The organism is Algoriella xinjiangensis, from assembly GCF_900115015.1.
In the GTDB taxonomy this organism is placed as follows: domain Bacteria; phylum Bacteroidota; class Bacteroidia; order Flavobacteriales; family Weeksellaceae; genus Empedobacter; species Empedobacter xinjiangensis.
The window spans coordinates 224,987-250,796 of sequence record NZ_FOUZ01000003.1; the positions used below are offsets into that span (position 1 = coordinate 224,987).

General features: G+C 31.7%; 21 protein-coding genes. 19 read left to right on the forward strand and 2 right to left on the reverse strand.

Annotated elements, in window-relative coordinates; translation table 11 throughout:
- Nucleotides 1-5: 5 nt before the first annotated feature.
- From BM072_RS04140 to BM072_RS04165, 6 genes are all read left to right on the forward strand, one after another.
- Nucleotides 6-1,439, forward strand: coding sequence for a RagB/SusD family nutrient uptake outer membrane protein (locus BM072_RS04140; RefSeq protein ID WP_092906840.1), 1,434 nt, complete (start codon nucleotides 6-8; stop codon nucleotides 1,437-1,439).
- Between the two features lie 100 nt (nucleotides 1,440-1,539).
- A complete protein-coding gene (locus tag BM072_RS04145) occupies nucleotides 1,540-3,513 on the forward strand; it encodes a putative porin (protein WP_092906842.1) in 1,974 nt (657 codons plus the stop codon).
- A gap of 186 nt (nucleotides 3,514-3,699) precedes the next feature.
- Nucleotides 3,700-4,311: a hypothetical protein gene (locus tag BM072_RS04150; RefSeq protein ID WP_092906844.1), complete on the forward strand. Its 612-nt coding sequence runs from the start codon at nucleotides 3,700-3,702 to the stop codon at nucleotides 4,309-4,311.
- 316 nt (nucleotides 4,312-4,627) lie between these two features.
- On the forward strand, nucleotides 4,628-5,665 hold the full coding sequence (locus tag BM072_RS04155; protein WP_092906846.1) for an alpha/beta hydrolase: 1,038 nt from the start codon (nucleotides 4,628-4,630) through the stop codon (nucleotides 5,663-5,665).
- Nucleotides 5,666-5,683: 18 nt separating this feature from the next.
- Nucleotides 5,684-6,745, forward strand: coding sequence for a DUF2891 domain-containing protein (locus BM072_RS04160; RefSeq protein ID WP_092906848.1), 1,062 nt, complete (start codon nucleotides 5,684-5,686; stop codon nucleotides 6,743-6,745).
- 80 nt (nucleotides 6,746-6,825) lie between these two features.
- A complete protein-coding gene (locus BM072_RS04165; RefSeq protein ID WP_092906850.1) occupies nucleotides 6,826-7,122 on the forward strand; it encodes a hypothetical protein in 297 nt (98 codons plus the stop codon).
- Nucleotides 7,123-7,181: 59 nt separating this feature from the next.
- Here BM072_RS04165 and dusB read toward each other — a convergent pair whose 3' ends face one another.
- Nucleotides 7,182-8,177 (reverse strand): tRNA dihydrouridine synthase DusB, encoded by a 996-nt coding sequence (gene dusB / locus BM072_RS04170; RefSeq protein WP_092906852.1) that lies wholly within the window; start codon nucleotides 8,175-8,177, stop codon nucleotides 7,182-7,184.
- 32 nt (nucleotides 8,178-8,209) lie between these two features.
- Between dusB and BM072_RS04175 the strand changes: the two genes are divergently transcribed.
- From BM072_RS04175 to atpG, 8 genes are all read left to right on the forward strand, one after another.
- Nucleotides 8,210-8,425, forward strand: coding sequence for an AtpZ/AtpI family protein (locus BM072_RS04175; RefSeq protein ID WP_092906854.1), 216 nt, complete (start codon nucleotides 8,210-8,212; stop codon nucleotides 8,423-8,425).
- Nucleotides 8,426-8,428: 3 nt separating this feature from the next.
- On the forward strand, nucleotides 8,429-8,809 hold the full coding sequence (locus BM072_RS04180) for a hypothetical protein (protein ID WP_092906856.1): 381 nt from the start codon (nucleotides 8,429-8,431) through the stop codon (nucleotides 8,807-8,809).
- Nucleotides 8,810-8,887: 78 nt separating this feature from the next.
- Entirely contained in the window at nucleotides 8,888-10,024 is a 1,137-nt protein-coding gene (gene atpB / locus BM072_RS04185) for a F0F1 ATP synthase subunit A (protein ID WP_092906858.1), read from the forward strand.
- Nucleotides 10,025-10,071: 47 nt separating this feature from the next.
- Nucleotides 10,072-10,281, forward strand: a complete 210-nt coding sequence (gene atpE / locus BM072_RS04190) for an ATP synthase F0 subunit C (protein ID WP_013598300.1) — start codon at nucleotides 10,072-10,074, stop codon at nucleotides 10,279-10,281.
- A 96-nt stretch (nucleotides 10,282-10,377) separates the two neighbouring features.
- Nucleotides 10,378-10,872, forward strand: a complete 495-nt coding sequence (locus BM072_RS04195; RefSeq protein WP_092906860.1) for a F0F1 ATP synthase subunit B — start codon at nucleotides 10,378-10,380, stop codon at nucleotides 10,870-10,872.
- 2 nt (nucleotides 10,873-10,874) lie between these two features.
- On the forward strand, nucleotides 10,875-11,435 hold the full coding sequence (atpH, locus tag BM072_RS04200; RefSeq protein WP_092906862.1) for an ATP synthase F1 subunit delta: 561 nt from the start codon (nucleotides 10,875-10,877) through the stop codon (nucleotides 11,433-11,435).
- Nucleotides 11,436-11,446: 11 nt separating this feature from the next.
- Nucleotides 11,447-13,021 carry a F0F1 ATP synthase subunit alpha gene (gene atpA, locus BM072_RS04205; RefSeq protein WP_092906864.1) on the forward strand — a complete coding sequence of 525 codons (1,575 nt, stop codon included), beginning with the start codon at nucleotides 11,447-11,449 and terminating at the stop codon, nucleotides 13,019-13,021.
- 69 nt (nucleotides 13,022-13,090) lie between these two features.
- A complete protein-coding gene (gene atpG, locus BM072_RS04210) occupies nucleotides 13,091-13,960 on the forward strand; it encodes an ATP synthase F1 subunit gamma (protein WP_092906866.1) in 870 nt (289 codons plus the stop codon).
- A gap of 152 nt (nucleotides 13,961-14,112) precedes the next feature.
- On the opposite strand, the gene glyA is transcribed toward atpG, so the two are convergent.
- Nucleotides 14,113-15,387, reverse strand: coding sequence for a serine hydroxymethyltransferase (gene glyA / locus BM072_RS04215; protein ID WP_092906868.1), 1,275 nt, complete (start codon nucleotides 15,385-15,387; stop codon nucleotides 14,113-14,115).
- 742 nt (nucleotides 15,388-16,129) lie between these two features.
- Between glyA and BM072_RS04220 the strand changes: the two genes are divergently transcribed.
- The 5 genes from BM072_RS04220 to BM072_RS04240 all read left to right on the forward strand — a co-directional run bounded on the left by BM072_RS04220 (nucleotide 16,130) and on the right by BM072_RS04240 (nucleotide 25,348).
- Nucleotides 16,130-17,191, forward strand: a complete 1,062-nt coding sequence (locus tag BM072_RS04220; RefSeq protein ID WP_092906870.1) for an anhydro-N-acetylmuramic acid kinase — start codon at nucleotides 16,130-16,132, stop codon at nucleotides 17,189-17,191.
- Nucleotides 17,192-17,302: 111 nt separating this feature from the next.
- Nucleotides 17,303-18,463, forward strand: coding sequence for a Na+/H+ antiporter NhaA (gene nhaA, locus BM072_RS04225; RefSeq protein WP_092906872.1), 1,161 nt, complete (start codon nucleotides 17,303-17,305; stop codon nucleotides 18,461-18,463).
- A gap of 103 nt (nucleotides 18,464-18,566) precedes the next feature.
- Nucleotides 18,567-19,787, forward strand: coding sequence for a bifunctional folylpolyglutamate synthase/dihydrofolate synthase (locus tag BM072_RS04230; protein WP_092906874.1), 1,221 nt, complete (start codon nucleotides 18,567-18,569; stop codon nucleotides 19,785-19,787).
- Nucleotides 19,788-19,978: 191 nt separating this feature from the next.
- Entirely contained in the window at nucleotides 19,979-21,469 is a 1,491-nt protein-coding gene (locus BM072_RS04235) for a hypothetical protein (RefSeq protein WP_092906876.1), read from the forward strand.
- A gap of 42 nt (nucleotides 21,470-21,511) precedes the next feature.
- Entirely contained in the window at nucleotides 21,512-25,348 is a 3,837-nt protein-coding gene (locus tag BM072_RS04240; protein ID WP_125113505.1) for a hypothetical protein, read from the forward strand.
- The last annotated feature ends 462 nt before the right edge of the window (nucleotides 25,349-25,810 follow it).

Genomic DNA, 25,810 nt, shown 5'->3' on the forward strand with positions numbered 1-25,810 from the left:
TTTAAATGAAAAAAACAATATTTACTATAGTCGGTATTTTAGCACTAAACTTATTTAATTCGTGTAGTGATGATATCTTAGATTTGAAACCTCCCTACGAGGAAACGTTAGATGATGCAATAAAAACAGAAAATGATGTAAATAAATTTCTTTTAGGAAGTTATTTAAAAACATCATCTAGTTCATTATATGGCGCAAACTTTTTTTACTTTGGAGATTTACTAGGAGATACATTCTTCAGGAGTAACAAACACAACGGTGGATTTACAAGTCTTGTTATTATGAATTATGATCCTAATAACACAGGAGAAATTAGTTTTTATAGATCAGCCTATGATGCTATTCAAAATACAGGATTTGTTATTAATAATGAGTTAGAAGACACTCAATTAAATAAACAATACAAAGGAGAAGCACGTTTTTTAAGAGCAATAAATTATTTTAATTTATTAAATTATTATGCATCATCTCCAAAATCTGGGCAATTTCAAGAATTAGGAGTTCCAATTGCAGGTTATCCATATAATGCGGATAATAAAATAGCACGATCTTCTGTAGCAGATGTTTATAAATTAATTATTGAGGATTTAAATTATGCAATAGAAAATACAAATGCAGTACCAAGTTCTAAAATTTATGCAAGTAAAACTGCTGCTAAATTATTGTTGTCAAGAGTTTATTTAACAAGACAAAATCAAGGTGATGCGCAATTAGCATTTAATTTATCTAATGAAATAGTTAATAATTCTCCTGCATCATTTGCTCCAATTACAAATGATAAATACGAAAATTATTTTGCATCTAATAATGATGAATTAGCAGAAAATCAACCAGAAACAGTTTGGGAATTAGACCTAAATAGTCAAAATAATCCAGGTGTAAATTTATCACTAAGTGTTTTTTATAGTAGAACTGGATCTAAAAAAGGATTATTAGCAAAAGAAAGTTTTTATAAAACTTTTGAGAGTACAGATGCAAGAAGAGTATTGTTAACAAATCAATCTGTACCAACAGAAGATAATCCAAAAGGATATTGGATGAAAAAATTTGAAAGAGCTTCTAGTGGAGGTAATTATACTAGAAATAATAAAATTCTAAGATTTTCTGAAGCATATTTAAATAGAATAGAAGCTTTGTATCAATTAGGCAATAATACTGAAGCATTATTAAAACTAAATGAATTTGCTTTATCTAGAAAAGGAAATACTTATACAGGTGCAAATTTGCTGTCTGATATTTTAACTGAACGAAACAAAGAGTTTTTTGGAGAAGGTCAACGATTTTTGGATTTAAAACGTTATAATTTACCAATAGCTAAAGGAACCAATTGTCCAGGAAACTGTGACGTTCCTGCTGGTAGTAAGTACTTTGTTTTTCCATACTCAAATAGTCAACTTATAATTAATGAATTGGCAGTTCAACATCCTCTTTGGAAATAACTAAAATTATTTTTGTTAAAACATTTAACCCACTTAGAAATAAGTGGGTTTTTTATATCTATCAATTTTAGTTTACTTTTGTAACGATTTATTCAAGAGGATGAAAAAAACAATCATTGGTCTATTTTTATTAGGAACTGTTATAGCGCAAGCACAACAAGATTCAGTTCAAAGAATATTGAAACCACTTAAAGGATCTTCAGCTAACGATTCTATCATAAATTTTAAAACAAAAATTACAGATTATAAATTTTGGAACAACGGTCAAAAGCCAGAAATTATTGATACAACTTTAAATATCAAAAATTACTACAACCAAAATTTTATAAGACGCGACGCTTTTGGAAAACTATTTTTTCCGAACGTAGGAGGTGCTGTTACTGATTTAGAATATCAAGATCAACCATTTTCGACAAGTTTGTTGCCAACGGGTAAAAAATACAATTATTACCGTGCTTCGGATATCAAATATTACGATGTAAAAACGCCTTATACCGAATTTGTTTACGAAAACGGAGTAAAAGAAGGAAGTTTTTTATCATCAACATTTTCGCATAACATCAACAAACAATTTAATTACACATTTCATTATCGTGGATTAATTTCAGAAGGTCATTATCGTAATGAAAAAGCGCAAAATAACACATTTGTTTTTTCATCAAACTATAAAACAAAAAGTGAGCGTTTCAAATTGTGGTGGCATTATGCGGCACAAAGGCTAAATAATAATGAGAACGGAGGAATAAAAGATATCAACGATTTTATTTTGCAAGATGATCGTAGAATGACCAATGTGCGCAACATTCCAGTAAATTCGCAAACGGCAAAATCAATGTTTGATGCGCGTCGTATCGAGATGAATGCGTCGTATGGTATTTTGAAAAGAATGAATGCAAAAGATTCTACTTTTTACAATCCAATCGTTATTAAAAACACAATTTCGTACGAAAAACAAAAGTTTAGATACGAAGATTCTTCGCCAGTTGGAGAATTATACGATACCGAAATTTTAACAAGATTAGCAAAAAGTAATCAAAAAGCGTCGACCGATTTTTATAACGTAACAACTGCAGGTTTCCAATGGACAGATCGTGTGCAAATAGAAGCTGGTGTTAAGTTTCAGAACTTACGCGTTTTTTCGGATGAAGCTTTAAATTATCAAATTTTTGATTCAAATTATCAAAACTTAGTTTCAAGAAATGTTATTAATCCAAAACAAATCGAAGAAAATCTGTTTGGAGTTGTTGGAAAAGTAAATTTTGATTGGAATGAAAAATTAAAACTTTACGGTAATGTAGAGTATTTACAAGGCGATAATTACAAAAGTGTCTACAATGTAGACGCCGTTTTGGATATTACACCTATAAACGGTTATACGTTGTCTGCGGGAGCTTTGATACAATCTAAAATTCCATCGTTGAATCAGATTTATAACCAAAGTTTTTTCGAAGATTTTAATTATGCACATCAATTTGAAACAGAAAATACACAGAAATTATTTGCAAAACTTAATTTAGAAAAAGTAAATACATCGGTAGAAGGTTCGCTTTATAATATTGATAATCATGTTTATTTAGATCAAGATTTGATATATAAACAATTAAGTGATAACGTAAATTATTTTAAGATAAAAGGAATTAATCATTTACAATTCGGAAAGATTAATTTGGTGTCTACAGCGCAGTATCAAAAAGTAACTAAGAATGAAACATATATGCCTTTGCCAGATTTCTTGATTCGCGAAACATTGTATTGGCAAGGAGAATTATTCAATAAAAAAGCACAATTACAAGCTGGTATTAACGCGACTTATTTCACAAAATATAACGGTTTGCGCTATATTCCGGTAATTAACGAATTTGCTTTGCAAGATCCTGCAACTATGCAAGAAATTGGAGGTTATCCAATTCTAGATATATTCATCAATTTCAAAGTTCAGAATATGCGTTTCTACATTCGTGGCGAACATATTAATGCTTCGTTTACAAAACAACCCGATTATTTTGCGGCGCCAAATGTTCCGTACAGAGATTTTAAATTTCAGTTAGGTCTAAAATGGAATATTTTTAGCTAATTATAATTTTAATATGACATTCTGAGTTGTCAAGCTGAATTTATTTCAGCTTCCCACAAGTGAATAAAATATATAAAACGACTTCTTGATGAGGTCGTTTTTTTATCGTGTAAAGGTTTAATAAATTATATCAGATTATTAAACAATAAAGTTTTTGTATCTTAAAAATAAATTTAAAAAGGTCTTATGAAAAGAAATACAATTTTATTTATAACCTTTCTGATATTGATAATTGGTTGTTCCGAAAAATCAAATAAATCTGAAGAAATTAAAGCTTTTAAAGATTTCTTACCAGTTTTATTGGATTCTTTACATTTAGATATATATCAGGAGCTTGATGATCCTATTTACAATAAAAGATTAAAAGATAGTGTGCTTAATCTTACAAAAACTACATTGATATTTGATACAATTATGCCTATTAGTAAAAATTCATATATCAGTATTGTTAAAGAAAATGGATACAAAACTAAATGGGAAAGACAAGATTCTTCTATTGCTGTTTTTCCTAAAGAGTTTGAAAATTTTGATAAAAAAAATAAAATATATTTTACATCTAATCATAAATCATTGTTGAAAGAGTTATTAACCTATGATGAAGAGAAAGAATTTATACCAAAAGACATTTATTTCGTCGTAGAATTTAAACGAATTGTTTTTAATGAAAATTTAGATAAAGGTTTTTTACGTGTTGGTGCTTTGTGTGGAAAATTATGTGGACAAGGATATGATGTATGGTTAAAAAAAGTAAATAATAAATGGGTTGTTTATAAAATTAAAAGAACTTGGATAGCTTAAATTGAAATAAATAGGTTTTTATATTTTTTTTAGCTTAAAAATGTCCTAAATTAGAATTTAAAATATACTCACTATCTATTGTATACTTTAATATCACACATCAACAATTACTCAATTATACAGAAACAATCAAAGAAAAGATTATGAAAACAAAATTAAAAAATGATGATGTTAGGTTGCATCTTTTTAATTTATACTATTCAGGTATTTATGATTATTATATCGGTAAAACGACTTCTTGATGAGGTCGTTTTTTTATGATAAAAATCTTTGTGTAGAATAATTCTAAATAGTTATTTTTATCAAAACATATAGAATGAAGAAAATACTTTATTTGTGTTTCATTTTTTTGACACAAATTCTTTTTGCACAAGAAAAATTAACTATCGCCGATATTAATATTATCAATTCGAAAAAATTAAATACTAATCGCGAAATTTGGGTTAATCTTCCCGAATCGTATTCAAACCCAAACTTACAAAAAGTTAATTATCCTGTTATTTATGTTTTAGATGCTGAAGCAAACTTTACGTTTTTAACAGGAGTTGTGAATAAGTTTGAAACTGGACATTATCAAGAAATTCCTGAATTTATTATTGTTGGAATTACCAATAAAAATGGTGATCGTTCAAAAGATTTTACCCATGTAAATGATGTTAATTTTTTAAATTTTATTCAATCAGAATTATTTCCTTTTGTAGAAAATAATTACCGTGTTAATGATTTTAAAATGTTAATTGGGCATTCGTTAGGTGGTTATTTTGCATTAAAAACGATGTACAATTATCCGGAAACATTTAATGCGTATGTTGCACATGATCCAAGTATATGGTTTAATGATTTTGAATTAAAAAAGTTGTATCAAAACGTAAAATTAGTTGATTTTAAAAATCATTTTTTGATGATTACTCAAGTTGGTGAAAAACAGAATAATGGAGATTTAAAAGGACATTATGAAGGAATTAGAGCAGTTAATGAATTGATTAAAACGTCAAATAATCAATCGATAAACTATAATTATAAGCAATATGCAGATGAAGAACATGGATCTATTCCAATGATTGGTTCTATAGATTTTTTACGTTGGATATTTGATGGTTATCGCATCAATATAAAAGCTGTTCCAAGTCAATCTAATTTAATTGAATCATCATTTGAAAAGTTTTCTAAACGATTAAATTATACTTTCCAACCTTCGGAAACATACATTAATTTAGTAGCGAATTATTTGATGAAACAGAATAAAAATGAGCTTGCAAAATATTATTTTGAGTTAAATGTAACGCGTTTTCCTGAAAGTTTACAAGCAAAAGAACAGCTCAAAAAGTTTATTACGTCAAATAAAATTGATTAATTTGGTCAAAACATTAAAATGAAACGATTTCTATTATTTTCGACCTTAATTTCGGCAACTACTTTTGCCCAAGAATTACATGTAGAACAAGCCAAAAAGATTTTTGATTTACCAACGCATTGCATTTCGGTAGAATATCCAAATAAGTTGGGAAATGTTTTGGGAAGTGCAAAAGATTTGAAAACACCTAAACAAATACGTCCTATTTTTTATGGATGTTTTGACTGGCATTCGTCTGTTCATGGATTTTGGTCGATTGTGAAATTGATGAAGGATTTTCCTGAATTAGATTCAAAAAATGAAGTCAGAAATCAATTAAATGAGTTGATTACACCAGATAATATTGCGGTAGAGATGGCTTTTTTTAATGATAAAAACAATAAATCTTTCGAGCGAACTTATGGTTGGGCTTGGTTGTTACAATTGCAAATGGAATTGAATAATTGGCAAGATAAAGATGCGCAAGTTTGGGCAAAAAATTTGCAACCTTTTAGTGATTTAATTGTAACACGGTACACAGAATATTTACCAAAATTGGTTTATCCAATCAGAACTGGAACGCATGATAACACTGCTTTTGGATTGAGTTTATCGTTAGATTATGCACGTTCTGTAAACAATGATGCTTTTGTAAAAGTAATTTCGCAGAATGCAAATCGTTTGTATGAGAAAGATGTAAAATGCAATTTGGCTTTTGAGCCTAGTGGTTCAGATTTTCTTTCGCCTTGTTTAGAAGAAGCTTTGGTGATGTCTAAAATTAAAGAAAAAGTAGTTTATAAAAAATGGTTGAAAGGATTTTTACCTCAATTATTTAAAAATAATTTCGACTTAAAACCAGGTATTGTATCGGATAGAACTGATGGATATTTGGTACATTTAGATGGTTTAAACTTTAGTCGTGCAGCCGCAATGTATCAAATTCAACATGTTTTACCAGAATTGAAACATTTGGACGAAATGGCAAATCATCACCTCAATTATTCGTTAAATAATATTACGAATGACGATTATATGGGAAGTCATTGGTTGGGGACTTTTGCGCTTTATGCATTGAAAACAAAGCAAGAAACTAAAAATTAGCTAATAATAGGGATTTTATAAAAGTAGAAAGGCATATAAATTTGTATTAGACAAAAACCTAATTATAAAAAACAATTTATATGAAAAAATATTTTTATATCGTTATCGCAGTTCTGGGACTTGCCGCTTTTGGTTACAGCCAATATTCGAACAAGCAATTAGAAGATCAATTATCTAAAACAGGAAAATGCGTGCAAGGTGTTGTTACGGAAACTAGCGGAACATTAAAAAGACCAAGTGCTACAATTCAGTATCCGGTAGGAGAAGAAGTTTACGAAGTTACTTTACGATCAAGATTAGACGTGGACGAAGTTGTGTTGATAAAATACGATACAATAAATCCAGAAGATGTGTTAATCGTTGATGATTGTAATTAATATAGTCTCAAGTTTGTATTAAAGAAAAATCCATCAATTAATTGATGGATTTTTTGATTTTATATATTTTCCAATGTCGGAATAAAATCTTGTTCTATTTCGTCAAAAGTTTGCATCAAATCGACCAAATTATCTTGTGTTACTAATTTTGTACGATAAGGTTTAAAATTCGGAATTCCCTTAAAATAATTGGTATAATGCATACGTGTTTCTAAAACACCTGTGCGTTCACCTTTCCAATCAATTGCCCAAGATAAATGGTTTTTAGCAGCTTCCATACGTTCATTCATAGTAGGTTCAGCCAATAATTCGCCCGTTTCTCGGTAATGTTTGATGTGATTAAAAATCCATGGATAACCAATCGCCGCACGACCAATCATAATTCCATCTACACCATATTTTTCTTTGTATTCTACTGCTTTTTGAGGCGAATCGATATCTCCATTTCCAAAAATTGGAATCTCAATATTCGGGTTTGCTTTTACACGCGCAATATGCGTCCAGTCCGAATGTCCTTTGTACATCTGCGCACGCGTACGTCCGTGTATAGCCAATGCCTTGATACCTGTATCTTGCAAACGTTGCGCAACTTCATCAATATTGATAGAATCGTGATCCCAACCTAAACGAGTTTTTACAGTAACAGGTAAATGTGTACTTTCGACCACAGATTTTGTTAGTTTTACCATCAAATCGATGTCTTTTAAAACTCCTGCTCCTGCGCCTTTACAAACCACTTTTTTTACTGGGCATCCAAAATTAATATCGACCAAATCTGGCTGAACAGTTTCTACAATTTTTGCAGAAATTGCCATTGCTTCTTCATCTCCACCAAAAATCTGAATACCAATTGGACGCTCGTAATCAAAAATATCTAATTTTTGACGACTTTTTATAGCGTCTCTAATCAAACCTTCTGAAGAGATAAACTCTGTATACATAAGGTCTGCACCGTGCATTTTACATAAACGGCGAAATGGTGGGTCGCTTACATCCTCCATAGGTGCAAGCAATAAAGGGAAGTCTGGTAACTCTATGTTTCCTATCTTTACCACGAGAAAATTTTTTGCAAAATTACATAAAACTTATGAAAGACGAACGAAAGACCGAAGGTGTAAATCAATATTTAAAATTTTCGGGGATGGGAATGCAGATGGCGATAACGATTGCGTTATTTACTTGGCTGGGAACTTTTTTGGATAAAAAGTACGAAACAGACAAGCCTTTGTGGACCGCTGGCTTATCTTTGTTGGGTGTTTTTGTAGGTTTATATTTAATGTTTAAACAGTTACCAAAAAAATAATAAATGATTAAAAAATTTCTTTTACTTGCTTTTGTATTTGTAGCGTTGGTTGCTATTTTTTGTGGCATTCATTATGCAATTGTTGTGCAATTTAACTTGAGCGAAAATCCGCTAATTATTCCAAAAATTTATTTAATAATTGGATTAATTACATTATTTATCATTCAAATGGGCTGTTTTGTGAAAGTAAAATTCCCAGAATATGTTGGCTTTGCCTTTATGGGAGGGATGATAGCGAAGATGGCGGTAGTTTTGGCTTTGGTTGTTGTTAATCAAGAAATTAAATCAAATGTATCGCAATTAATTATAAGTTATTTCGTAATTTTGCTTGCCGAAGTTTTAATATTTATCCGCTTAATTAATTTAAAGTTAAAAAAAGTTTAATGATTTTTAGCATTTGACTTTGGTAAGTGGTTAATTTACTATAATTTTGCACGCAATTTAGAAACAAAGGAATTAAACATGAGATTTTCAGCGTTATTAGCGTTTTTATTACTTTTCAATTTCGGATTCGCTGCTACAGCGTCTACGCATGAAGGTTTACCAAAAACGTTTGAGGAGTTAATTAAAAGTGAACAAGTAAAGAGCCAAGAAGAAGCTGCAAAAGTGAAATCTGGCGAAGCTACATTTAATCCAGTACCAGTTATTATGCACCACATTGCTGATGCACATGATTGGCATTTATGGGGAGAAGGTGAAAAAAGTGTTACAATTCCATTACCAGTTATTTTTTGGGATAACAATGGATTGAATGTTTTTATGTCTTCTAAATTTCACCACAACGAAGCAGTTGTAGAAAGCAATGGAAATTACTACATCAACTTCCACGAAAAAATCTACAAAACTGATGCACAAGGAACTATCGAAGCTCACGTTGATGAGAAAGGAGCAGTACACTTGCAAAACGAAAAACCATTAGATTTTTCTATCACAAAAAACGTAGCATCAATGTTATTGTCTTTTGTAATCTTAATCTTAGTTTTTACGGCAGTTGCGTCAAACTACAAAAAAGGAAATATGGTGCCAAAAGGTATCGCAGGATTCATCGAGCCTTTAATTATTTTTATTCGTGATGAAGTAGCGATTCCAAATATTGGTGAGAAAAAATATGCGAAATTTATGCCTTATTTATTAACGTTATTTTTCTTTATCTGGATCAACAATTTATTAGGATTGTTACCAGGTGCAGCAAACGTAACAGGAAATATTGCAGTAACTTTTGTATTAGCATTAATCGCATTAATCGTTGTTAACTTTTCTGGTAACAAAGGTTATTGGGGTCACATGTTATGGATGCCAGGTGTACCGGTTCCTGTAAAATTAATCTTAGCTCCAATAGAGTTAGTTGGTATTATTACAAAACCATTTGCCTTAATGATTCGTTTATTTGCGAACATCACAGCAGGACACATCATTATTATGTCTTTAATCTCGTTAATCTTTATCTTTCAATCAGCATTTATGTCTGCAGGATCTATTCCTTTAGCATTATTTATCTACTGTTTAGAGTTATTAGTAGCGGCATTACAAGCATTTGTATTTACAATGTTAGTTTCTTTATTTATCGGAACAGCAGTTGCAGAACACGAACATCATTAAGAATAGAAAACAATAAAATAATTTTTTAATAATTAAATACAATTATCATGACAGGAAGTATTGCAGCAATCGGAGCTGGTTTAGCAGTTTTAGGAGTTGGTTTAGGTATCGGTAAAATCGGTGGATCAGCTATGGAAGGAATCGCTAGACAACCAGAAGCGGCTTCAAAAATTCAAACAGCTATGATTATCGCAGCAGCCTTAATCGAGGGTGCAGGTTTATTTGGTATCGTAGTTGCGTTATTAGGTAACGGATAATATTTGAATTTAAATTAGCTTCAATAACGGTTGGTTGTTGAAGCTAATTCATTAAAAAATTAATAAGTAAAAAATAAAATTTAATACATACACACAATGGATTTAATTACACCTTCAGTTGGTCTTATTTTTTGGACTGCGGTCGTATTTATCATCTTATTAGTATTGTTAAGATCATTAGCGTGGAAGCCTATCTTATCTGCAGTTAAAGAGAGAGAACAATCTATCGAGGATGCATTAAACGCAGCTAAAAAAGCGAAAGAAGAGATGGCTTTATTAAACGCTCAAAACGAGAAAATCATGAAAGAAGCTCGTGCTGAACGTGATGCAATCTTGAAAGAGGCGCGTGAAATGAAAGAAAATATCATCAACGAGGCGAAAAATTCTGCTACTGTAGAAGGAAACAAATTAATTGAAAACGCTAAAACGGCTATCCAAAACGAGAAATCTGCTGCAATGGCTGATATCAAAAATCAAGTTGGACAGTTATCAATTGAAATTGCTGAGAAAATCTTAACGAAAGAATTAAGTGACAAATCTGCGCAAGTAGCTTTGGTAAATGACGTTATTGATCAAGTAAAATTCAATTAATCATGGCAGGATTCAGAGCAGCAAATAGATACGCGAAAGGTTTGATGGCATTTGCAATTGACGCAAATGAAACAAATGTAGTGTATGCTGAAATGAATGATGTATGCAAAATCATAAAAGAGAGTGACGACTTAAAAGTCTTCTTAAAATCTCCGGTGATTGATGCAAAGAAAAAAGATGCTGTGTTAGCTGAGATTTTTAAATCTTTATCTAAAACAACTCGTACATTCATTTCATTAGTAGTAAGACAAGGTAGAGAAAATATCTTATCTAAAATAGCTGATCAGTTTATCGCAATTTACGATCAAGCAAATAATATTGTAACCGCAGAAATTACTTCGGCAGTACAATTAGATCAAAATACAATCGACTTGATTGTTTCTAAAGCAAAACAAACTTTAGTAGCAGGAAGTCAAGTAAAAGTAGAAAACAAAGTAGATGCATCTTTAATTGGAGGTTTCGTTTTAAAAATCGGAAACAATCAAGTAGATTCATCAATCAAAACAAAGTTAGCTACGCTTAAAAAAGATTTTTCGAAAAACGAATACATTCCTAAATTTTAAATATTTCAGAAATGCCAGAAATAAATCCAGCTGAAGTTTCAGCTATATTAAAACAACAACTTTCAAGCTTTGATTCAGCTATTGAATTAGCTGAAGTTGGAACCGTTCTAACTGTTGGGGATGGTATTGCTCGTGTTTACGGGTTAGACAATGCTCAATACGGAGAATTAGTAGAATTCTCAAACGGATTAGAAGGAATGGTTCAAAACCTTGAAGAAGATAACGTAGGTATTGTACTTTTCGGACCTTCACAAGGTATTAAAGAAGGTGATACAGTAAAACGTACTAACAAAATTGCTTCTATCAATGTTGGTGAAGGAATGTTAGGACGTGTAGTTGATATGTTAGGAAATCCTATCGATGGTAAAGGACCAATCGAAGGACAATTATATGAAATGCCTATCGAGCGTAAAGCTCCAGGAGTTATTTACCGTCAACCAGTAAACGAGCCATTACAAACAGGTATCGTTTCTATTGATGCGATGATTCCTATCGGACGTGGACAACGTGAGTTAATCATTGGTGACCGTCAAACAGGTAAAACTTCTGTTGCTTTAGATGCAATCTTAAATCAAAAAGAATTTTACGATAGAGGTGAACCAGTTTTCTGTATTTATGTAGCCGTAGGACAAAAAGGATCTACAGTTGCAGGTATTATGAAAACATTACAAGATCACGGTGCAGATAAGTATACAGTAATTGTAGCTGCAAATGCATCAGATCCTGCTCCAATGCAAGTATATGCTCCAATGGCAGGTGCTGCAATTGGTGAGTTTTTCCGTGACTCTGGTCGTCCAGCGTTAATTGTTTATGATGATTTATCTAAACAAGCGGTTGCTTACCGTGAGGTATCTTTATTATTACGTCGCCCACCGGGACGTGAAGCATACCCTGGAGATGTATTTTACTTACACTCTCGTTTATTAGAGCGTGCTGCAAAAGTTATCAAAGATGATAAAATTGCATCTCAAATGAATGATTTACCAGAATCTATGAAAGCTATCGTAAAAGGTGGTGGTTCTTTAACTGCTTTACCAATTATCGAAACTCAAGCTGGAGACGTTTCTGCATATATCCCAACAAACGTAATTTCGATTACAGATGGTCAAATTTTCTTAGAGTCAGATTTATTCAACTCAGGAGTTCGTCCAGCGATTAACGTAGGTATTTCTGTATCTCGTGTTGGTGGTTCTGCACAAACAAAACCAATGAAAAAAGTATCTGGTACATTAAAATTAGACCAAGCACAATATCGTGAATTAGAAGCTTTCGCTAAATTTGGATCAGATTTAGATGCAGCTACAATGAACGTTATTGGAAAAGGAGAACGTAACGTAGAGTTATTAAAACAAGGTGTACACGCTCCTGTAGCTGTAGAAGAGCAAGTTGCTTTTATCTACGCAGGTACTAACGGATTATTGAGAAATGTTCCTGTTAACCAAGTAAGAGAGTGGCAAGTTGATTTCTTAGAATTATTGAGAAATAAACATGCAGACACTTTAACAGCTATCCGTTTAGGTAAATGGACTGACGAAATTATGGATGTATTGAAGACTGTTATTTCAGAAACAACTTCTAAATACTAATAAAATATAAATGAAGCTTGAAAGTGAAAACTTTCAAGCCTCTTTTAATCCTTCATCTCAAATAGAATTATGCCAAATTTAAAAGATATACGTAACCGAATTACATCAGTTGGTTCAACGATGCAGATTACAAGTGCTATGAAATTAGTATCTGCTGCAAAATTGAAACGTGCAACAGATTCTATCATTCAATTACGTCCTTATGCAGATAAATTACGTGAACTTTTACAAAATGTAAGTTCTACTTTAGAAGCTGAAGTGGGAGGAGCTTTAACAGAACAACGCGAGGTTAATAAAGTACTATTAGTAGTTATTAACTCGAACAGAGGTTTATGTGGAGGATACAACTCGAGCATTATTAAAAAAGTAAACGCTTTATTAGCAACAGAACTTGTAGGTAAAGAAGTAGAAATTTTAGCGATTGGTAAAAAAGCGTACGAAACATTCAAAAAATCTCAAACGATTTATAAAAATGAATCAACGATTTGGGATAATTTAAATTTTGCAGATGTTGCTGAAATTGCAGAAGATTTAGTTGCTAAATTTGAAGCAGGTGAGTTTGACCAAATCAGAATCGTATACAATCAATTTCAAAATGCAGCAGTACAAATCGTTCAAAACGAACAATTTTTACCAGTTGTTATCGAGAAATCTGAAGAATCAACTAATCAAGCTGAGTTAGATTATATCTTCAATCCTACGAAGGAAGAAATCTTAACAGATTTAATCCCTCAAACTTTAAAAACGCAATTATTTAAAGCGGTATTAGATGCAAATGCTTCTGAACACGGTGCGCGTATGACTGCTATGCACAAAGCAACAGACAACGCAAGCGAGTTACAAAAAGCCTTGAAAATCCAATACAACAAAGCGCGTCAAGCTGCTATTACTAATGAAATCTTAGAGATTGTTGGTGGTGCAGAGGCATTAAATGCGTAAGATTAAAAACTAATATCTTAGTATAAAATATAAAAGCAACTTCTTTTGGAGTTGCTTTTTTTGTTGAAATAATTTGAATGTATTTCAACAAAAAAATCCTAAGCCGAAAGACTTAGGATTTTGTTATAATTTAGATCTAATTGCTTAGATAATTATTTCATTTGAAACAATGGTCTATCAGCCATAAAATCGTTTACACGATCTGCAACTAATTCGATTATTTCCTCGTTTCCGATGTTTGTTAAAACTTCATCAATAAAATCTGCAACCGTTTGCATATCTGTTTCCACTAAACCACGTGTTGTAATAGCAGCCGTACCTAAACGAATACCAGAAGTAACGAATGGAGATTTATCATCAAAAGGAACCATGTTTTTGTTACATGTAATTTCTGCTAAAACCAATGCATTTTCTGCTTGTTTACCAGAAATTCCTTTGTTACGTAAATCAATCAACATACAGTGATTGTCTGTTCCGCCAGATACAATATTGTATTCTTTTGCAACCAATGCAGCAGCTAATGCTTTTGCATTTTTAACAACTTGTACAATATAATCCATATAACCATCAGACAAAGCTTCTTCAAAAGCAACCGCTTTAGATGCGATTACATGCTCTAAAGGTCCACCTTGTGTTCCTGGGAATACAGCTCCGTTTAATAATTGAGACATCATTTTTACTTCACCTTTTGGAGTTTTTAATCCCCAAGGATTTTCAAAATCTTGTCCCATCATAATTACACCACCGCGAGGTCCACGTAAAGTTTTGTGTGTAGTTGTAGTTACAATATGACAATGAGGCATTGGATCGTTTAAAATTCCACGAGCAATTAAACCTGCAGGATGAGAAATATCCGCCAATAATAAAGCACCAACTTCGTCAGCTACTGCTCTAAATTTAGAATAATCAATATCGCGAGAATAAGCAGAAGCACCACAAATAATCATTTGAGGTTTTTCTTTACGAGCCGTTTCTGCCATTGCATCATAATCAATAAGACCAGTTTCTTGGTCTACACCATAAAAAGATGTTTTGTATGTTAAACCAGAAAAGTTAACAGGAGAACCGTGTGTTAAATGTCCACCGTGCGACAAGTCAAAACCTAAGATTTTATCACCAGGTTTTAAACAAGCTAAGTAAACAGCAGCATTTGCTTGCGAACCAGAGTGTGGTTGTACGTTAGCATACTCAGCTCCAAACAAAGCTTTCAATCTTTCAATAGCAATTGTTTCTACTTCATCCACTACTTCACATCCACCGTAATAACGTTTACCTGGATAACCTTCAGCATATTTATTCGTTAAAACAGAACCCATTGCTTTCATTACATTGTCCGAAACAAAGTTTTCAGAAGCAATTAATTCAATTCCGTTCAATTGTCTTTCTTTTTCTTCTTCAATTAAATCGAAGATTACATCATGTGCCATGTCTATTGTTTGTAATTTAATTTACCAAATATAAGATTTTCAGATTAGATTAAAAATCTAAACTTTCACTAAAATGTTCACTTTTTGAACGTTCGCTTCGTTCGGGCTTTTCATTGTAATCTTTTGAACTAATTTTAGCACTTTATTTTATCCTTCCGTCATTCTGAACTCGTTTCAGAATCACATCTTGTTTATAAAGTTTGATGAGAAGCTAACTAAATTCAGCTTGACAATAAGTTTTAAATATTAGTTGTCATTCCGAGTTTGTCGAGGAATCTATATTTTTAAACTCTACTAAAAACCGTCATTCTAAACTCGTTTCAGAATCACATCTTGTTTATAAAGTTTTGTTGACAAGCTGTACTAAATTCAGCTTTACAATAAGAATTAGTTGTTATTCCGAGTTTGTCGAGGAATCTATATTTTTAAACTTTACTAAAACCGTCATTCTGAACTCGTTTCAGAATCACATATTATTTATAAAATTTTGATGAGAAGCTGAATTAAATTCAGCTTTAGAATAAGTATTAGTTGTCATTCCGAGTTTATCGAGGAATCTTTTTTAAATTTTACTAAAATCATCATTCTAAACTAGTTTCAGAATCACATCTTGTTTATAAATTTTTGATGACAAGCTAAACTAAATTTAGCTTTACATTAAATATTAGTTGTCATTCCAAGATTATCGAGGAATCTATTTCTTAAACTAAAGAAATCTCAAATTATCAATTAAATTTACAACATGAAAAATTCTACTTTTTGCATCGGATTAATGTCAGGAACATCTTTGGACGGATTAGATATTTGTTACGTTCATTTTGATGACGCACAATCATTCGAGATTTTAGAAGCTGAAACAATCGATTATCAACCAGCTTTAAAAAATAAATTGCAAAATGCGTACGAATTTTCTGCAATGGATTTATGCGAATTTGATATCAATTTTGGTTATTATCTTGGCGAGCAAGTCAACTTATTTATGAAGAAGTATAAAATTAACCAAGTTGATTTTGTTGCTTCTCATGGGCAAACAATTTTCCATCAGCCACAAAACAATTTTACATTGCAAATTGGTAATGGCGCTGCGATTGCGGCAAAATGTAATCAAAAAGTAATTTGCGATTTCCGAACGCAAGATGTTGTTTTGGGCGGTCAAGGCGCGCCTTTGGTTCCGATTGGTGACGAATTGTTGTTTAATCAATATGACGCATGTTTAAATTTAGGAGGTTTTTCAAATATTTCGATGAATAGAAATGGAAAACGAATTGCATTTGATATTTGTCCGATTAATATTGTGCTGAATCATTACGCAAAACAACTTGGTTTTGATTATGATAAAAATGGAGAATTGGCGACTAAAGGTTCGGTTAATTTAGATTTAGTCAATCAACTAAATGAACTTCAATATTATAAAGATTATTTTCCAAAATCGTTAGGTTTTGAATGGGTAGAGAATCAGTTCTTAACAATTGTTGATAACTACAAAATTTCTATCGAAGATAAACTACGAAGCTGTATTGCTCATTTTGTATTTCAAATCAATACGATTGTTCAAAAATACGATATCAACAACATGTTAATAACTGGTGGTGGAGTTCGAAATATATTCTTTATGAATTGTTTGCAAGAGAATTCGTCTGTTGAAATCATAATTCCGACAGATAATTTAATCGATTTTAAAGAAGCTTTAATTTTTGCTTTTTTAGGTTTTCGTCGTGCAAATAATCAAATTAATTGTTTGGCTTCGGTAACTGGCGCTATTTCTGATCATAGTTCTGGAATTATTTACGAACCATTTTCTTAAAAATAACTTTATATAAATCATTACTTCTATAAATTTTGACCGATTGTTTTGTAATAATTAGGCGTTGATAAACGAGTTTATTATTTTTACCAAAACAATAAAATCAAATCAATGATTTCTTCAAAACTTTTTAGCAGTTTCTTTCAAAGTCAAACTTCGGGTGGAATTGTATTAATTTTCTGTACAATATTTTCTTTAATTCTTGCCAATTCGCCAATTGCACAGTCGTACGACGCAATTTGGTTAACAGATATGTTTGGACATTCGTTCGCGCATTGGATAAATGATGGATTGATGGCAATTTTCTTTTTCTTAATTGGATTAGAGTTGAAACGAGAAATATTTGTTGGAGAATTATCAAGCGCTAAAAAAGCAATTTTACCAGTTTTTGCAGCATTGGGCGGAATGGCCGTTCCTGCATTAATATTTTTTCTGACCAACAAAGGAACAGATACAATAAGTGGTTTTGGAATACCAATGGCAACAGATATTGCTTTTGCAGTTGCAATTATCACAATGTTAGGAAAACGAGTACCAATGTCTTTAAAAGTTTTTTTAACAGCTTTAGCCGTAATCGACGATTTAGGTGCAATTATAGTAATTGCTATTTTTTATCCAAATCCAGAATTACCATTTGATTTTACACAATTCGGAACTTCTATAGCAATTTTAGCAGGACTTTTTGTTTTAAATAAATTAAAAGTAAAAAGCATGATTCTTTATATTGTTGGAGGAATCGCAGTTTGGTGGTTTATGCTACATTCGGGTATACACGCAACAATTGCAGGAGTTTTAGTTGCATTTGCAATTCCTTTTGATAAAATTGATGCAAAATCAATGTCTGCAAAAATGGAACATGCGCTTCATTTACCAGTTGCTTTTGTTATTTTACCATTATTTGCTTTGGCAAACACAGCAATAACGATAGAAGGTGGAGGATTAGCACATTTTAGTATTCCTTTGGCTTCGGGAATTTTCTTAGGATTAGTTTTAGGAAAACCAATCGGAATTACATTATTTACATTTATAGCCGTTAAATTAGGCTTATGCGATTTGCCAACTGCCGTCAACTTCAAACGTGTTTTTGGAGTCGGAATTTTAGGAGGAATTGGTTTTACAATGTCAATCTTTGTATCAATGTTAGCTTTTAGCGACCAAAGTTATATTAACGAAGCAAAATTAATGATTTTAGTAGCTTCTGTAACTGCTGCAATTGCAGGATTTATCGTCCTAAAAATACTATTAACAACAAAACAAGATTATTCTGATTAATCATTTTAGTCATTGAATAGATCATATAAAATCGGATTTTTCTTCGGAAAAATTCGATTTTTTTATTTAGATGGTTTGTATATTCGTATAAATTTTAAGAGAAATGAGAACGTATCAAGAAACAATTGATTGGTTGTTTACAAATTTACCAATGTTTCAACGTGTTGGCGCATCTGCCATGAAAGCCGATTTAACAAATATTACAGCGTTGTGTACTTATTTAGGAAATCCGCAAGAAAAGTTTAAAACGGTACATATTGCGGGGACAAATGGTAAAGGAAGTACGTCTCATATGTTGGCTTCTATTTTTCAGGAAGCGGGTTACAAAACAGGTTTAACGACTTCGCCACATCTCAAAGATTTTAGAGAACGTATTCGTGTAAACGGTGCAATGGCGGACGAAGAATTTGTAGTTGATTTTGTAAACAAGCACGAACAAAAAATTATCGATCAAAAAGCTTCTTTCTTTGAAATTGCAATTGCAATGGCTTTCGAATATTTTGCCCAACAAAAAGTGGATATTGCAATTATAGAAACAGGTTTAGGTGGAAGATTAGATTCTACGAATGTTATTTTGCCCGAACTTTCTGTCATTATAAATATTGGTTTAGATCATACACAGTTTTTAGGAGATACATTAGATAAAATAGCATTTGAAAAAGCTGGAATTATAAAACCAAGTACAGCAGTTGTAATTGGAGAAACAACGGCAGAAACAAAACCAGTTTTTACAGAAATTGCAAAAGATCGAAATGCAGAAATTATTTTTGCAGAAGAAAAACACTTTCAAGATTTACCTTCGGATCTAAAAGGTACATATCAAATAAAGAATAAACGAACAGTTTTAACAGCAATTGAACAATTGCAAAAGCAGGGCTGGGAAATTTCTTCTGAAAATATTACAAACGGATTATCGAATGTTGTGAAGAATACAAATTTGCGCGGACGTTGGGATATTTTAAATCAACATCCATTAATAGTTGCTGATACAGCGCATAATCCGCATGGTTTGGTAGAAGTTGCAAAGCAAATAAATGAGCAAGCGTATAATCATTTGCATTTGGTGTTAGGATTTGTAAATGATAAAGATGTTTTATCTATTATTAATTTCTTTCCGAAGAAAGCAACCTATTATTTTTGTCAACCAGATGTTCCACGTAAATATACAATTGATGAATTGTATAAAATTATTCCTGATGATATAGAGGACAAGCACTTTTTTGATACGGTAGAAAAAGCTTTGAATGCCGCAAAAGCAAATGCTTTACCAAATGATATGATTTATATCGGCGGAAGTACTTTTGTAGTAGCAGAGGTGATATAACAAGATAAAATAGTATAAAAAAACGAGTGAATGTATATTTACTCGTTTTTTTATTCAATAAAGTCAAGCTTTTAATCATTACTGTATTTTTTCATTAACTAATATTGTTAAAGCCGTAAAAAATTAGTTTACAGTTTCTTATAAGTAATATTATTTTATTATTTTTATAAAGGTTTAGTTAAATGTAAAAGATGAAAAAAGTTTTACTTGGTGTTGCTATGGCAATGTTCTGCGTGTCTGTGAGCGCGCAAGTAGGTATAGGTACTGATGTACCAAAAGCAACTTTAGATGTTACTGCTGTTAATAAAACAGGAACAACAACTACTGCAGAAGGAGTTTTAATTCCGCGTGTAGATCGTCAAAAAGCACAATCCATGCTTAATGTAGAAATCTCTACATTAATTTATGTCAATAGTATTACAACAGGTACTCAAGTAGGAACTGCTGTTAATATTGATACAATAGGATTCTACTATTATAATGGAACAGCTTGGGTAAAATTACCAGATACAGCGCAGATTTTATCTTCTTCGTATTGGAATGCGCAAGCCTCAAATGCTACTCCTAGAGCAGAAAATAAGGAAGGAGATAATGTAAATGGATCTACTTCTAAAGCCGGAATTGATTTAGTAAAAGTTGATATCTATCAAGAAGGTAAAGTAGGGATTGGTTATAACAATGAATTTGGAATTGATTTTGAAACAAATAAAACACAAAAGCAATTAGAAGTTGGAGGAGATTTTAGAACCGTTTATACAAAAGATGCCGGTACACCAACAAGTCGCTATTACGGAATAGAAACCAATAGTAAGTATGGAGATACAGGATATGAAACAACAGGAAATCTTTTTTACAGTTCTATGACAAAAAATGTTGCAGATCTTATAGATTTTACAAAATCGGGCGAAGGAAACCTAATTGTGCAAGATGATAGTGGGATTGGCTTAATTTCGAGAGAAGGTGGTGGTAATACTCTTGTAGCAAGTTCTTTTGATTTGAAAAAATTTGGAATACAAGCTTACGCTGTAGAAGATTTTACAGGTGTTGGCTTTAATAAAATGACTGCATTTATTTTTGATACATCAGGTTTTTTAGCAGCTAATTTTAATAAACCAAATGTACAATTTGGACTTAATTTTACTAGTGATAAGTTTTATATAGGAGATAGAGATACTTCTGATTATACATTCCCAATGACACGACCACTTATTAATACTGCTAATCCAATTGACGGAACTTCAGCTAATACAAAAGATAACCAAATTTTAATGTTTAAGAAAGATCAGAATGGATTAGTTTGGGAAGATCTACCTTCATCTACACCAAAATTCTTTTACATGCCATCTGTTGTTTTACCAACCGTACCAACTGATGCACGTGTTGTAGATGCCTCAAACACATCATATACTTATGATAGCGGAACTAAAGTATATACGGTAGATTTATATGCTTTATATAGCAGACAATTTACTGCACCAATCAAATCATCATCAGCAGCAACATTAACAGAGTTTGTAAAAGTAGCCACTGCTTATGACTATTTTGTGACTTATATAGATGAAACTGTTTTTGAAAAAGCAACAATAGGATTAACTGCTGATGGAAAATTAACATACAAAATCATTGATAATTCGATTATTAAGAATGGTTCGTTTATGAATATTGTATTAAAGGTTAAGTAATTAACACATGTTAGTCATTTATAAATCTTTAAAACAACAATTATGAAATTAAATAAAATAATATACTTGTTTCTGTTGCCCATCTTGATGATGAGTATCAAAACAAAAGCTCAAATAATATTTAAAGAAGATTTTGGGCGACATGATGGTCGTAAAACATCACCATATATTCCGCAAGGAGGTGTAGATTCTTCGTTACCAAAATTTTCTCATGGTTCAGCATTTTATAAATTTGGAGAATATTTTGCCAATGCTAGTGGAGAAAACTTAAACTCAAGTAATATTAATGATGGTTATTATGCCATATTAAGTCCTCATAAAAGCTTAAATCCTAAAATTGGTTCTTGGTGGAATACAAATGTGTATGATAATACCACGAAAAGTAGTATTGGTGCTGCTCTAATTTTAAATGCAGGAGCAACTAAAAATCAGTATTACAGAAGAGGAGTTGTATTAGAGCATGGAAAAACGTATAAACTATCTGCTTATATCCTAAATATTGCAAGTGGAACTGGGGCGCATAAATTTAAGATGCAAGCTCAAAATATTATCACAGAAAGTAATGTAGGTGAATCGCCAGTTATAACAGCTACAGGAACAGGTGTTTGGGTGCAATATTCGTGGACTTTTAAAGTACCAACAAATACTACATGTAATTCTAATATTGCAGTTTCGTTTAGAAATCAGGCAGAAGTAACACAAGGTAATGATGTGTATATTGACGATATTCAATTAGAAGAAACTGTAGATGCTAGCGCTGTAGAATTAACTTGTGAAGGAACTGTAAATCTTGATAATATTATAAAACCAGAAAATGATACGTATAAATGGACTACTGGAAGTTATTTTATAGGTCAAAACGATAAAGTTTCTGTAAACAATGCAATGGTAACGGTTGTGTTATCTGGTGCAACTAAAAATGCATCAATATCTACATTGGGTGTTTGGCCAACAGGAATTACATTAGATCCAGCTACAGGAGAAGTAAAAATTGCAACGGGAGCTGTAATGCCAACAGCTCCGTTAAAATATCAAGTATGTAATTTGATTGGTGCATGTAGCGAAGCAACTGTTACTTTTATAAAGTTAGAAGAAAATATTTCTTTAACAGGAGAAGTTTCGGAACAATGTAATTATGATGGAAAAATCAATACCTATACATTAACTATCAAAAATAATTCTAATATTCCATTTGTAGCTTCTGCTGCAGAAACATTAGAAATTTTATTTACAATTAATCATTCAACAGGGTTAAATTATTTAGATGACCCTGATCCAGTTTTAACAACTGCGGTACATCAAAATATATGGAATTATACAAGAGGAGGCCTTAGGGTTGCAAATCCATTGTCACATTCGTTTAAATTAGTAAATGGAACACAAATACCTGCAAATGGTAGTGTACAATTAACTTTTAAAAAGGATTGGAATTTATTTTTACTTACAGAAGAATTCAGAAGATCGTTAGATATAAAATTATCTGTAAAAGATTCTGGCGGTGCTAATATAGATAAAGATACTTCTGATAATTCTTTATTTATATCTGTATTCAAATCTTCTTTAGCTGATAATGTTCCTAATTTGGATGTGAAAGTAAGTCAATTTCAAATAATAACAGTAGGAGAAGCTGCTGGTCTAGGTGCAAATACAGATGGATATACATTTTATAAGATAGAAGGCGGTGTTGAGGTAGAAATACCATCAAATTATTTAATTCCAACACAAGATAAAGGAATTAATTTTCAATTTACTTATAAAAGTGAGTGTAAATTGTTTAAGGCAACAGTTTCTGTTCCAGTAGGAATTAGCAACACAGGATCTATTACAACTTCGCAAGGCGTAGCACAAAATACAACAAATGCATGTTATGGCAGCGATTTTGTAGTTTATGGATTAACAGCTGCTTCAACTACACCTGTAACACCTATTACTTATTCTTGGGAAGTAAGTAAAGACAATGGTGCAACATGGTTATCGGTTTCAAGTGTTGACGAAAATTATATGATAAATGGAGAAATATCTTTAACATTAAAAAATTTATTAGAAACGACAAAAGTTAGACGTGTAGTAAAAGTTACTTCAGACAATATCACTGCAGTTTCTAATGATGTAACGGTTAATGTTATTCATAATCAATTAACATTATCTAATACTAACTTCAGTATTCAAAGTGGAAGCACAATTACTTTACCAACTGCTATAACAACAGAACCAAGTGTAGTGGTTTATAAAGATCATCTTGGTAATGTTATTTCAGGTAATACAATTACTTATAATGCAGTTGGTTTGTATACAATAACAGTAACTGCAACAAGAAATTCGACACCTAATTGTGTTACAACAGAAACTATTCTTATTAATGTTTATGATTTAAGTAGCTGTAACGAAACAAGGGAAAAAGTTATGGTAACGCAAGAAGGTTGGGGTTCGGTTCCTGTTTTGTTTATTTCAGGAATAGTATCATATCGTCCAAATGCGATAGATAACGATCTTTCAACACATTCTACTATAACTATTCCAATTGGTTTATTAGGATTAGGAACAACTTGGCAAAATCTTCGTTTTGATCATACGATTTCTAAAGGAACGCCAGTTACGGTAAAAGTAGGTCAAGAATATAGTGCAGTTCAAGTTGGTGGAGGTGTAACAATTCAAGCTTTAGATGCTGCAGGAAAAACAATCGGACCTTTATTAGCAGCGGGTGACGGAGCTTTACTTGATTTATTGGTTGGAGATAATGTTTTTGAATATTCATTTATTCCTAAAAATAGTAGTGGCGCAGCTGTAGATTATTCAGGTGTTCGTATTGTTGTAGGTAGTACTGTTGCGGTAGCTAATAGTGCGAAGGTATTTGGTGCTTTTTATGAAAAAAAGAAAACAATTGACGTTAACAATCCGACGTGTAATACAATAGGAAATGTTGTTTCTGGCGCAAGTAAACCAAGTGATTATGTAGGTAATGTAACGCTAAATCCTTTGGTAGACGATGTACTTTGGGGAGTAGAAGATATAGGTTTAGGTGTAGCTAGTTCGCTAGCATCGATTGTTCATCCATATTTAGCAGTTGATAAAGATTTAGAGTCTTTCGCAATTTTTAATAAATCGGTTGCTGCATTAAATAGACAAAAATTAACAGTAAAATTTAATCAAGTAGCGCGTCCAGGCGATCAAGTTCGTATTATTATGGGCGGTTTCGAAGTTCCTGTATTAGATTTAAGTTTATTAACGGATATTAAAGTGCAACGTTATTTAGGTAATTTAAAAGTTGGACCACAAATCAACGGAAGTCAATTCAAAGTTCTAGATCTTAATTTATTAGCTTTATTAGGAAGCACAGGAAATAGAAAAGCTTTAATTGTTGATGCAATCAATGAGCCTTTTGATCGTGTAGAATTAACTTATCTAAGTACAGTGCAAGTAGGTTTACTTGGCGATTATACTTATATATATGATATCTCAATAAAACCAAAATTAATTTTTGATGGCGGTAATGGTATTATCGATTCAACAAATTCTGGTTCAGGTTCTGGATCTAGTTCTGCTACAAATTTATGCGCAGGCGATTTTCTTAGAATAGAAAAACCAGATCCATGTACATCATATCAAGTATCATTTGCTAATGCGACAAAAGATGGAGATGGTAATATTACTAGTTTCACAGATATTTCAAATTCAAGTTTAGCACTTGTAAGAGAAACTGGAAATATGGCTTTCTATGAATTTAATTCGTTGCACGCAACGCATAAAGATAATTTGTATATAAAAATTCAAACTTACCGACAAGGTTGTCCGTATGCAGAACCAATTTATTTACCCGTAAATTTATTGAACTGTAAAGACGCAATCGTTAATCCAGTTTTAAAACTAAGTACAAAATAAACTTATATTATTTTTGAATACTCAACCCCGAGCGATTAATCGCTCGGGGTTCTTTTATATATAGAAGACAATTACTTTTTTTACTATCCTTATATAAAGATTACTTTTATCTTAATCCATTTCTTGCATCAAGTCCACCTAAACCTATTTAATGAACCCATCATATATAATAAGAAAAATTCTCCACTGTCATTCAGAACGCAGTGAAGAATCTCTCACTAATAATTTTCATATTCATTATATAGAATAAATTATTTTTTGTCCTCCTGAACCCGTTTCAGGATCACATCATTTATATAATAGTCTTCGTTTTTCCCTCAATTGACCACCCCAAACTCTCAAAACCCTACCCAAACCATACCCATTCAAACTTTTTTGAAAAAATATTTTGTTTTGGTTCAGTTAGTTAAGGATTAAATGTAAAATAATTGTAAAAAGTGTTTGGTAAAATGAGAAAAGGGT